At 44.8% G+C, this 11,996-nt stretch carries 11 protein-coding genes; 7 read left to right on the top strand and 4 right to left on the bottom strand.

The window, feature by feature from the left end; translation table 11 throughout:
• Positions 1-35: 35 nt before the first annotated feature.
• Entirely contained in the window at positions 36-1,034 is a 999-nt protein-coding gene (gene pspF, locus TW84_RS04040; protein ID WP_045974394.1) for a phage shock protein operon transcriptional activator, read from the bottom strand.
• A 215-nt stretch (positions 1,035-1,249) separates the two neighbouring features.
• On the opposite strand from pspF, the gene pspA reads away from it, so the two are divergent.
• The 7 genes from pspA (at position 1,250) to TW84_RS04005 (ending at position 8,673) form a co-directional block, all read left to right on the top strand.
• On the top strand, positions 1,250-1,918 hold the full coding sequence (pspA, locus tag TW84_RS04035; RefSeq protein ID WP_045974393.1) for a phage shock protein PspA: 669 nt from the start codon (positions 1,250-1,252) through the stop codon (positions 1,916-1,918).
• A gap of 171 nt (positions 1,919-2,089) precedes the next feature.
• Positions 2,090-2,323 (top strand): envelope stress response membrane protein PspB, encoded by a 234-nt coding sequence (pspB, locus tag TW84_RS04030; RefSeq protein WP_045974392.1) that lies wholly within the window; start codon positions 2,090-2,092, stop codon positions 2,321-2,323.
• A complete protein-coding gene (gene pspC / locus TW84_RS04025; protein WP_045974391.1) occupies positions 2,316-2,705 on the top strand; it encodes an envelope stress response membrane protein PspC in 390 nt (129 codons plus the stop codon). Before pspB ends, pspC begins: the two co-directional genes overlap by 8 nt.
• Positions 2,706-2,838: 133 nt before the next feature.
• Positions 2,839-3,870 carry an efflux RND transporter periplasmic adaptor subunit gene (locus tag TW84_RS04020; RefSeq protein ID WP_045974390.1) on the top strand — a complete coding sequence of 344 codons (1,032 nt, stop codon included), beginning with the start codon at positions 2,839-2,841 and terminating at the stop codon, positions 3,868-3,870.
• Position 3,871: 1 nt separating this feature from the next.
• The gene (locus TW84_RS04015) at positions 3,872-4,957 is read left to right on the top strand and encodes an efflux RND transporter periplasmic adaptor subunit (protein ID WP_045974389.1); all 1,086 of its coding nucleotides are present in this window, start codon (positions 3,872-3,874) and stop codon (positions 4,955-4,957) included.
• Positions 4,950-8,051 carry an efflux RND transporter permease subunit gene (locus TW84_RS04010; RefSeq protein WP_045974388.1) on the top strand — a complete coding sequence of 1,034 codons (3,102 nt, stop codon included), beginning with the start codon at positions 4,950-4,952 and terminating at the stop codon, positions 8,049-8,051. Before TW84_RS04015 ends, TW84_RS04010 begins: the two co-directional genes overlap by 8 nt.
• A gap of 61 nt (positions 8,052-8,112) precedes the next feature.
• Complete coding sequence (locus tag TW84_RS04005; protein ID WP_045974387.1) at positions 8,113-8,673, top strand: DNA-3-methyladenine glycosylase I; 561 nt, start codon at positions 8,113-8,115, stop codon at positions 8,671-8,673.
• Positions 8,674-8,694: 21 nt separating this feature from the next.
• Here TW84_RS04005 and TW84_RS04000 read toward each other — a convergent pair whose 3' ends face one another.
• The 3 genes from TW84_RS04000 to TW84_RS03990 all read right to left on the bottom strand — a co-directional run bounded on the left by TW84_RS04000 (position 8,695) and on the right by TW84_RS03990 (position 11,929).
• Positions 8,695-9,552 (bottom strand): lipase secretion chaperone, encoded by an 858-nt coding sequence (locus TW84_RS04000; protein WP_045974386.1) that lies wholly within the window; start codon positions 9,550-9,552, stop codon positions 8,695-8,697.
• Positions 9,553-9,562: 10 nt separating this feature from the next.
• Positions 9,563-10,486: an esterase/lipase family protein gene (locus TW84_RS03995; protein WP_157634002.1), complete on the bottom strand. Its 924-nt coding sequence runs from the start codon at positions 10,484-10,486 to the stop codon at positions 9,563-9,565.
• Positions 10,487-10,723: 237 nt separating this feature from the next.
• Positions 10,724-11,929, bottom strand: coding sequence for a cystathionine beta-lyase (locus TW84_RS03990; protein WP_045974384.1), 1,206 nt, complete (start codon positions 11,927-11,929; stop codon positions 10,724-10,726).
• Positions 11,930-11,996: the final 67 nt, after the last annotated feature.

Here is an 11,996-nt window from a genome sequence, read left to right as displayed (position 1 = left end):
TTAGTTTGTGGTTTTCAAAATAATACGCCATGTGTTTAGGAGAGATTGGAGAGGTTATACTTTCTAATCATCCCCCTTAGCTGATGATAGCTCAGACCCAGCATATCGGCAGCTTTCCGTTGGTTATACTTACTCTCTTCAAGTGCTGCTTTTAACAGTTCGATATCTTGGCTTTCCTGCCAAACTTTGTAGTCGATCGGAAAGTGATAAGTAGCTTGCTCTGTCGTTGCGCCTGATCCTATCTCAGTGCGGTTGGGTTTCGTTTGCCACTGGGATGCAAAAGGATCGAATATCAAGTTATCAATTGGTACGTCTTGTTGCCCATGCTGATAGACGGCTCTTTCTATGACGTTCTTCAGTTCACGGACATTTCCCGGCCACTGGTAATCAAGTAGTGACCGCTCAGCATTGGGAGAAAAACCAACGAAGTACTCAAAGCTTAACTCTCGACACATTTTTATGGCGTAGTACTCTGCTAACAGCAAGATGTCTTCTTTGCGTTGGCGAAGCGGTGGTAAATGGATGACGTCGAATGCAAGTCTATCGAGCAAGTCTGCTCTGAATTCTCCCTTTTCAGCCATCATGGGAAGGTCTGCATTGGTTGCGCAAATCAAACGCACGTTGGCATTAAGCAGTTGGTGTCCACCGACACGTTCGTACTGTCCGTACTCAATGACTCTCAGTAGTTTCTCTTGGACCAACAACGGAGCAGTGGCGAGTTCATCGAGGAATAGCGTACCATTTTCAGCACGCTCAAAGCGCCCTTTGTGACGACCCTTAGAACCAGTAAATGCGCCTTGTTCATGGCCGAACAGTTCTGAATCAATCAAGCCTTCACTTAAAGTCGAGCAGTTGAGAGAGATAAGTGATTGGTCCCACCGTTTCGAAAGATAGTGTAGGCGCTGTGCAATTAATTCTTTACCCGTTCCTCGCTCACCGATGATCAGAATGGGTCTTTCTATAGCGGCCAGTTTGGATACCTTATCTAGGACCGAAAGGAAAGCGGGTGACTCGCCAATGAGATTCTGTTGCATGAAACCACTCCGATGGTGAAATTTACCTATTGTTAGTTAAATTCATCATAGATTAGATAAAATTACAATGATATTTTTCTTAATGTATTGTTTTATATGAAATTATAAGTTGGCACGTATCTTGGTTAGTTCATGAGTAAGTGAAACCTACTATGAACATTAGATGCAATCAATTTGCGACAGTAGTGATTGATTGCAGCATAAGGAGCTAAGTTATGGGTATTTTTTCTCGTTTCGCCGACATCGTAAATTCAAACATCAGCGCCCTATTGGATAAAGCTGAAGATCCTGAAAAAATGATTCGTCTTATCATTCAGGAAATGGAAGATACCTTGGTTGAGGTAAGAACAAACTCCGCTAAAGCGATTGCGGATAAAAAAGAGTTGTCACGTAAAGTTGAAGCCCTTGAAGAACAAATCACTGAATGGCAAGAGAAGGCAACTTTGGCTCTGACTAAGCAGCGTGAAGACTTAGCAAGGGCAGCGCTAATTGAAAAGCAAAAGCTTCAAGACGTACTAAAAGGTCTGCATACTGAACAAACGTTAGTAGAAGAAACAATTGCAAAACTCACTGGTGAAATTAGTAAACTTGAGAGTAAAATCACCGAAACTCGAGCTAAGCAACAGGCTCTCACTATTCGTTCTCAGGCAGCATCGAATAGACGTGATGTGCAAAAGCACTTGCACACTGCGCGTACGTCTGAAGCAATGGCGAAATTTGAGCAATACTCTCGCAAGATTGATGAATTGGAAGCTGAAGCTGATGTGTACGCTAAGTCAGGAAATTCGAAATCTTTAGACCAAGAGTTTGCTGAACTTCAAGCTCAAGATGAAATTGAGAAAGAGCTCGAAAAACTGAAAAAACAGATGAGCGAAAAGAAGTAATATCCTTCTTCATCCGAGCGCATAGGTCAGGTGCACCACCTGACTTAGCCTAAAGGATCGTTTCATTAAAAAGTATTGAAGTACTTAGTTTTATTTAATTGATTTTATGACAGTTTACGCTAAGCAGAGGGCTTGCTGACAGTAAAACTGTTGCCTATTTAGGAGTCGCTTATGTCGTCATTTCTTATTGCTGGACCATTGATTGTCTTCTTGATTTTTGTCGCTCCATTGTGGTTGCTACTGCATTATCGCAGTAAGAAGAAAACAGCAGGTGGTTTATCGGAAGACGATTTTCAAAGGCTACAAACCTTGTCAGAAAAAGCCGATCAGATGCAAAAGCGAGTGAACACGCTGGAGCGCATTCTTGATGAAGAAACCCCCAATTGGAGACGTAGATATGAATAAACGAGAACTGTATCGTGATACTACCAATGGTAAGCTTTCTGGGGTTTGTGCAGGCTTAGCAAACTACTTTGGTACAGAAGTTTGGTTGATTCGAATATTGGTCATATCTGCCGCGCTTCTAGGCGGTAGCTTCTTGGTACTGCTGGCGTATATAGCGATGACGTTTATGATTGAGAAACAGCCTGCCAATTATGTCGAGTCTCTGAAGAGTGAGCAGGAGCATAAGCTGAAAAGTAAGCCATGGCAACAAGGCCAAACTCCAGGCGCTTTGCTAGAGACGCTTGAGAGAGATTTTGATAGGCTCGAAGGCAACATTCGTGATCTAGAAGCGTATGTAACATCTGACACATTTAAAGTCGACCGAGAGTTTAAAAGTTTATAGCTCATAGTGAGAAGTGCGACTATCTTTTTTCAGCAAATTACTAATTTTCATAATAATTTACTGGTATGTATCTGGCAGTCGGGTAATCATTCATCTATCTTTGTATCTACAAGTGACAAATGGATGTTTGACTATGCACAAGAATCTCGTGCTTCTCGCCATGGCTGCAACCCTAAGCGGCTGTGGTAAGGAGCTCCCTCCTGTCCCTGAACCCGATTCCAGACCTGCAAAACTCTTTACTGTTTCAGTTGGCAATGCTCAGTTTGAAAGACATTTTCCCGCCACATCTGAAGCTGGTGACAAAGCCGTTTTAGCTTTCCGAGTCCCGGGTCAACTTCAATCTATCGATGTGCTTTCAGGTCAACCTGTAACTAAAGGTGAAGTACTAGCTTCTTTAAACCCAGACGAATATTCGTTGTTGGCCAAACAAGCTGAGGCGCAATATCGTCTGGCCGACGTTCAATATGAACGTTATAAAAAGCTTCGCGTTGATAAAGTCGTTTCTGAGCAAGACTTTGATCAAGCCAAAGCCAACCACAATTCGGCAAAGGCGACTTTAGAACAAGCGCGCGCCAATCTGCGTTATACCAAATTAATTGCGCCATATGATGGCACCATCTCGATCATTCCCGCCGAGAACTATGAATATATTGCGGCTAAAGAAGGCGTGATGAACATTCAGACCAATCAGCTGATGAAGGTGCAATTCCAGCTTCCAGATCATTTACTTAATCGTTTCGCGAGTGGTATTAACCTTACCGCTACGATGAAGTTTGATGCTTTCCCAGAGAAAAGTTACGAACTCACTTTCCAAGAAGTCGATACTGAAGCCGATCCTAAAACAGGTTCATACAAAGTCACTATGGTAATGGAACGTCCAACTGACATCGGTATTCTTCCTGGTATGGCGGGTGAGGTGCATGTCAAAGTGGATGCAACCGGAGCGACTCGAATCCCTAGTGCCGCTATCTTCGAAGAAAACGGCAAAACCTGCGTGTGGCGTGTCGGTCAGACAGGCGTGGTTGAGAAAGCCGCGATTGTTTTAAACGACAAACGTCAGGTGAAAAGTGGCTTAAATGATGGTGACCGTATCATTATCTCTGGTGTCAGTGGAATTGAGCCTGGTATCAAAGTGAGAGAGTGGGTCAAGGAGCGAGGGTTGTAATATGAAGCACTGGATTAGCCTGAGTATGCTTTCCACAGCTGCAATTCTTGCTGGCTGTGGTGCTGAAAATCAGTATGTGGATTTTGGTTTACCTAAAGTAAAAGTCATGGAAGTAGGCAGTGGAACACAAGGCGACAATTTGTATTTCCCTGCAGTGGCGAATGCCGCAGAACGCTCACATCTCAGTTTCCGTGTTGCAGGAGAAATCAGTGAGCTCAATGTTAAAGAAGGTGACCAAGTTAAGAAGGGTGATGTGTTAGCCAAGCTAGACCCTACGGATTATAAACTGGCTGTTGACAATGCCTCGGCAAAGTACAGCGTGGTTGATAGCCAGTACAAGCGGTCGAAACCTTTAGTCGACAAAGGCTTGTTAGCGAAATCTCAGTTCGATGAAATTGCTGCAAATCGACAGATTGCCTTTGCAGAGTTAAGGCTAGCCCAGCTAAGGCTCTCTTTCACCGAGTTGCTTGCTCCCGTGGATGGCATTATCTCCCGCGTCAGTGTTGATCAGTTTGAAAATGTTCAGGTTGGGCAGCAGGTTGTTAATATTCATAGCCTCGAAAATGTTGAAGTCCTGATTCAGTTACCGGATCGACTGTATGTCAATCAACCGGATCCCGAAACCTTGTCACGTATTCAAGCTTTGGTGAAAGTACCAAGTGGAAATGAATATTCAGCTTCCATAAAAGAATTCACCACCGAGCCAGATCCTGCCACTGGTACATTTACCGTGACCCTGTCACTTCCTATGCCTGATGAAGAGTTTATTTTGGACGGTATGGCGGTTGAAGTGACATCTGAAGGTGATGACGTAGGCCTCAGCTTGAACGCTGGTGTATTGGTACCTATTGAAGCTGTGTTCAATGCTGATGGCGACGATATTGGCCGTTCGAACAAATATGTCTGGGTTTTAAACGATGGCAACACTGTTTCTAAACAAGCAGTAACGGTTGGTAAAGTGACCAAAAATGATTTGCAAATTCTTGATGGCCTTGAAAGCCAACAGCAGGTAATAGTGGCGGGCATTTCTCGTTTAAGGGAAGGGATGAAGGTTGAAATCGTACATCAGGAGGCAGGCAATGACTGAGCAAAATAATCAACCGTCTCTCAAAGACGAAGAGATAACAGGTATCGCCGCGTATTTTATTCGCAATCGTGTCATCAGTTGGATGATTTCACTGATCTTTTTGATTGGTGGGGTAGCAGCGTTCTTCGGCTTAGGTCGTTTGGAAGATCCTGCCTTCACTATTAAAGACGCCATGGTCGTGACCTCTTACCCTGGGGCGACGCCCCAACAAGTCGAAGAAGAGGTGACCTATCCGATCGAAAAAGCGATTCAGCAGCTTACGTATGTTGATGAGATAAACTCGATTTCTAGTCGTGGGTTATCTCAAATCACGGTGACAATGAAGAACAACTACGGCCCAGACGATTTACCGCAAATCTGGGATGAGTTGCGCCGCAAGGTTAATGACCTAGAAGGTCAGTTTCCACCAGGTGTGAATCCCCCTCAGGTGATTGACGATTTTGGTGATGTTTACGGTATTTTGCTCGCTGTAACGGGGGAAGGGTACAGTTACAAGGAGCTACTCGATTACGTCGACTATTTAAGGCGTGAACTGGAGCTGATTGATGGTGTGAGTAAGGTCTCTGTTTCTGGTCAGCAACAAGAGCAAGTCTTCATCGAAATTTCAATGAAGCGTTTGAGTAGTTTAGGTTTAGCTCCTGACACCGTGTTTAATCTGCTGTCGACTCAAAACGTGGTTTCTGATGCGGGCGCTATTCGGGTTGGCAGTGAGTATATACGTATTCAACCGACGGGTGAGTTTGAGAATGTCGATCAACTGGGTGATTTGATCATCACGGAGAGCGGTGCTCAGGGATTGATTTATCTTCGTGATGTTGCCGAAATTAAGCGGGGATATATTGACGTTCCGGACAATATTATTACCTTCAACGGCTCATTGGCGTTGAACCTAGGTGTCTCGTTTGCTCAAGGTGTTAACGTGGTTGAAGTGGGGAAACGTTTCGATCGTCGCCTCGCAGAGCTCAAGTACCAGCAACCTGTTGGCGTTGATATTTCTGAAATCTATAGCCAGCCAAAAGAAGTAGATAAATCAGTGAGTGGTTTTGTTGTGAGCCTCGGACAGGCTGTTGCGATCGTCATTATCGTTCTACTGTTCTTTATGGGGCTGCGTTCAGGTCTGCTTATTGGTTTGATTCTGCTGCTGACTGTGTTGGGCACTTTTATCTTTATGAAGTATTTTGCCATCGATCTTCAACGTATTTCACTCGGCGCACTGGTCATCGCACTTGGTATGCTGGTGGATAACGCCATCGTAGTGGTCGAAGGGATACTCATAGGGACGCAAAAAGGTAGAACAAGGTTACAAGCGTCCACCGATATTGTCACTCAAACAAAGTGGCCGTTACTGGGGGCGACTGTTATTGCTGTAACCGCATTTGCTCCTATTGGATTATCAGAGGATGCAACGGGTGAGTACTGTGGCACTCTATTTACTGTACTCCTTATTTCTCTAATGCTCAGCTGGTTTACTGCGATTTCCCTGACGCCGTTTTTTGCAGACCTCTTTTTCAAAGGACAAAAGACGAAAGGTGGAGGTGAAGATAGCGATCCGTATAACGGCATGATATTCGTATTGTATAAGGGCTTCCTTGAGTTCTGTATGAAGCGCGCTTGGTTGACGGTTGCTGTGATGATTGTGGGCTTGGTGGTCAGTATCTACGGTTTCACTTTCGTAAAACAGTCATTCTTCCCATCATCAACAACGCCAATATTTCAAGCGGATATCTGGCTTCCGGAAGGGACAGACATTAGAGCAACCAATACAAAGCTGAAGGCATTGGAGTCTTGGCTGTCTGAACAGGATGGTGTTGAGCATATTACGACCACAGCGGGTAAAGGTTTGCAACGTTTCATGCTCACTTACGCGCCAGAGAAGAGCTATGCGGCTTATGGCGAGATCACGACTCGGGTCGAGAACTATGAACAATTGGCTAAGTTGATGTCTGATTTCCGAACCCACGTCGAAAAAACGTTCCCAGAAATCAATTACAAGCTCAAGCAAATTGAATTGGGGCCAGGTGGTGGCGCTAAGATAGAAGCTCGCCTTATCGGTTCTGATCCGACTGTATTAAGAACTATTGCCAAGCAAGTTGAAGACATTATGCATGCTGACCCAGGTGCGACCAACATCCGTCATGATTGGCGCGAGCGTACTAAAGTGTTGGAACCACAGTTTAACGAGGGTCAGGCTCGACGTTATGGTATCACTAAGTCAGATGTGGACGAATTTCTTGCTATGTCATTCTCAGGAAAATCAGTCGGTGTGTATCGTGATGGTACAACGCTTATGCCTATTGTGGCTCGGTTACCAGAAGAAGAGCGTGTGGATATTCGAAACATTGAAGGGATGAAAATTTGGAGCCCGGCATTAAGCGAATACATCCCATTGCAGCAAGTAACCCTAGGTTACGACATGCGTTGGGAAGATCCCATCATAGTACGCAAGAACCGAAAACGCATGCTGACAGTGATGGCAGACCCAGATTTGCTTGGCGAAGAGACGGCAGCGACATTGCAGAAACGCTTGCAACCTCAGATTGAAGCGATTGAACTTCCATCAGGTTATAAGTTGGAGTGGGGGGGGGAGTATGAGTCATCTGGTGATGCACAAGCTTCATTGTTCACAACCATGCCTATGGGTTATTTGTTTATGTTTCTGGTGACAGTGTTCCTGTTCAATACCGTGAAGGAACCACTGATTGTGTGGCTGACCGTTCCACTTGCTATTATTGGCGTAACAACTGGCCTGTTGGCATTGAACACTCCGTTTGGTTTCATGGCATTGCTCGGTTTCCTCAGCTTATCCGGTATGTTACTCAAAAACGGTATTGTACTGCTTGACCAAATAGAAATTGAAATGAAGTCAGGTAAAGAGCCCTATCTGGCCGTCGTGGACGCTTCTTTGAGCCGCGTACGTCCCGTGTGTATGGCCGCTATCACCACGATCCTAGGTATGATTCCGCTGCTACCGGATATATTCTTTAAGCCAATGGCTGTTACCATCATGTTTGGTTTGGGATTTGCGACAGTACTGACACTTATTGTCGTACCAGTGTTGTATCGTATCTTTCACAAAGTAGAAGTGCCAAACTGATTCAACTAACATCGAAAACGCCCCTGACTTTGTCGGGGGCGTTTTATTTAAGGAGAAAGCAATGGATACCACTTGTGCATGGGCGATGAATCATGAGCTTGAGCGTGAATACCACGATAAAGAGTGGGGCGTTCCCGTTTATGACGATAAGGTATTGTTTGAGTTTATTACTTTAGAGGGAGCCCAAGCAGGATTGAGTTGGATCACCATCCTAAAAAAACGCGAAGGCTACCGACAAGCCTTTGAAGATTATGACCTGGATATATTGGCAGCGTATGAGGATGGGCACGCTGAGCATATTGTTGAAAATTATGATGTGGTTAAGCACAGAGGCAAAATTAAGTCCGTATTCAGTAACGCGCGAGCCGCGAAAGAATTAATTGGAGAATACGGTAGCTTATCACAGGCCTTATGGCAGTTTGTGGATGGCAAGCCTAGGGTCAATCAGTGGCAAGAGATGAGCGAAGTGCCAGCCTCGACAGAGCAGTCAAAAGCCATGAGCAAATTCCTGAAAAAGAGGGGCTTCAAATTTGTGGGCGAGACCATCTGCTACGCTTTTATGCAGGCGGTTGGCATGGTCGATGACCATCTGGTGATTTGCCCTAAGAAACCCAAGTATTGATTGCTTAGACGCAACCTATGACTACAAATTTTGATCATGGATGCGTTCTAATGCCTCGATTCTTCGCCATTGCACAGAGTCGAAATTTTGCTCTCTCAGATATGCGATTTGAGATTGCTTGTCATCGTCCGATAAGGTGTTGTCAGATAGGATTACGCTTCTTTGCTGCAAGTAGCTGTCGAGCTGAGTATTAAACTTTTCACGTTTGGCGTCTAGTTTATCAAGCCTCTCTGCAGCTTCTTCCCCTACTAACTCTACGCGCGTCAAATGTTTGCTTTGTTCATCCATTTGAGCCGATTGGTTAAGCCCGATAATGAGCTGATTGTTGCGTTCTGCTTGCTGAATGTAGTCAGGTTGGTCGGCTAAGGTCTCTTCTAACCATTGCGCTTGTGACTCCGCATCCAAGTTTTGATTGGCTATCGCGAGTTTATCGATCGCGAGCTGGCGTAATCTATTTTCTTCACCAAATAATGTTTGTATCTGTTCGTCAGTAAAATACTGGCTTTGTAGCGCCATAATCTGCCGATGCAATTGTTCTAGATCGGCTAGGGTGATTTTAAGTGAGGTAAAAGACTCTAAAGTTGCAAGTTCGGTTTTGTATTGTAAATAGGTCTCGAAGAGTGCTTCATCGACGACTAGACCTTGTTGGTGTTTAGGAAAGCTTTGTATCTGAGCTTTAATTTGGTCTAACTCTTGTTCACCTAAGCTGCTTAGCGCGTAATCAAACAAGTCTCGACTTGAGGAGGTATCGATCTGGGTATCTCGTTGAGATTGTGATTGGTTTATCACAGTTTCGCCGTCTTCTTGATTGACAAAATAGACCGCTCCAAGACTCATCGAGGCGATCATCACTGTTGTTATTAGAGCGGTCTTTTTCATCTTGTCGTTCCTATAAACCTTGAAGTTTCAGGCGATTGGCATGCTGGCGATAAAGGGTAACAGGATCGGTTTCGAATAAATGGTGGATACCTAGCAAGCCGTTGATCTCGTCCAAATGATTCATTTTGTAGTCGTCACGAATAACCTGACCTAAGTGAGTGCTACAAGCCCCAACCAGTCCATCATTAGGTTCATTGAATGCTAAGCCTAGAATGGTCATTGCGGCATCTGTTGGGTCGAAGATATTGGTAAAGGTAGAAGAACCTGTCCAAGAGTAGTAATAGACTCCATTATCAGCGAGTAATTCACCGTTGCCACATTCAGTAGTAGGAATGCCTTCAGGGTAGTGTTGGTTGAACGCAAGTGAACCTTCAGTCGTCAATGCATCCAATGAAGCAAGAGGATCTTGGTCGAGGTCGCCACCACCAGACAACAGATTAATCAATGTCGTTAGTCCTTCGGCTAGTTTGACTGCCAAGGCCTCCAACCCCGATCCTTCCGGTACGGTACCACGAACGAGATCAGCGACTTTAGAGCCTTTGTTGACACCGCCGATACTGGTGACAGAAGCGACAAGATCAGGTCTGACAGATGCCACGTAACGGGCAGTAGGACCACCGTGGCTATGTCCGACTAGGTTCACTTTTGCTGCGCCTGTTGCTGAAAGTAAAGTTTCCACTTGTTCAAGCAACTGCTCTCCTCTAACTTCCGAGCTATTGGTCGCGGAAACTTGGGCGACGTACACCTTGGCACCATCTTTGGTCAATGCGTGAGGAATACCGTAGAAATAGTCAACGCCTGCCAAAGTATCAAAGCCGAATAACCCGTGAACTAGCACGATGGGATGTTGAGTTTGAGTGTAACCACTCGCACCGGATGCGCTGGTTGTTGCTGATAGCCCTAAACTGAAAATACAGAGCACAGCAAGTATCAGTTTGTGTTTCAAAATTAGCTCCTTCTGGTTTGACCTCTGATGAGTAACTAAACAGTAGAGCAGAAACTGATCTATACGAAATTTGAATGGATAGTAAGCAATAGAATTGTGAATTGGAGATACAAAACAACACAATCAATTAACATATTAATAACATTTTTAATTGATAAAATATTCAATAATATCATTAATTTAAAAAAAAGCCCCTGAGTCAGGGGCTTGATTGAATTGGCTAGCTTAAGCCGTCGCGGACTGCTCTAAAATGAGTGAGTTGTAGCGTTCAAAACCTCGCTCAAGGTCAGCGATCAGATCCTCAACATTCTCCAAACCGATATGCAGGCGGATCAACGTGCCATCAAAGTTTGGATTGGCAATGGTTCTCAAGCTGTTGAAGCTTTTCGGTTCGTTTGCCAGAATTAAGCTTTCAAAACCTCCCCAAGAATAGCCCATGCTGAAATGCTTCATTCCATCAAGTAGTGCTGTAGTAGCCCGTGGGTAGCTGGTTTTGAGTACAAATGAAAACAGGCCATTACCGCCATTGAAATCTCGCTGGTAAAACTCATGACCGGGACAGCTTTCTAAAGCTGGGTGTCGCACGTGATCGACTTCAGGTCGACTTTGTAACCACTTGGCAACCTTAAGGCTATTTTCAGCATGTTGGCGAAGTCGGACATCTAGTGTGCGGATACCTCGAAGCCCTAAATAAGCATCATCCGGCGACACACATTGACCCATCAGGTAGCTTTGCTCACGCAGTTGATCCCAATGCTTTTCGTTGGCGATGGCAGTGCCTAACATTACATCTGAGTGACCAACAATATACTTAGTCGCCGCTTGAATAGAAATATCAACACCATGCTTAAAAGGCGAGAAATTCACACCAGCAGCCCAAGTGTTATCGAGCATCACAATGATGTCATGTTCGTGAGCGATCTTGGCTAAGGTTGGAACGTCTTGCACTTCCATAGTGATAGAGCCAGGTGATTCTAGAAAAAGTACTTTGGTATTAGGCTGAACCAAATCGCGAATACCTTCTCCAATCACAGGGTCGTAATAGGTGGTTTCTACTCCCATCTTCTTCATGATCTTGTCACAGAAGTCGCGGGTTGGTTCATAGCAGGTATCAACCATAAGAATATGATCACCCGACTCGACAAAAGAGAGAATCGCGTTTGAAATCGCCGCTGTACCACAAGGGTATAAAGCACAACCTGCGCCGCCCTCAACTTCAACCATTGCATCTTGGAAAGCAAAGTGAGTGTTGGTGCCGCGACGGCCATAAAAGAGTGTTTTGTTTGCGCGGTTAACGGTTGCATGGTGTTTTTCAGCAACCGTATTAAACACGACAGTAGAAGCTCGTTGAACGGGGGGATTAACGACACCATTGGTCCATTTTTCATCACGACCTGCGGTGATGAGTTTTGTTTGCTTGCCTTCTGACATTGGAAGTCCTTACCTGAAAATGCGTTGCTCTATTTAAAACATGGCAACGCATGAATAGCAAGAGGGG

The sequence above is a fragment of the Vibrio neptunius genome (assembly GCF_000967495.1).
Taxonomy (GTDB): Bacteria; Pseudomonadota; Gammaproteobacteria; order Enterobacterales; family Vibrionaceae; genus Vibrio; species Vibrio neptunius.
This window is presented reverse-complemented; position numbering and strand designations above follow the sequence as displayed.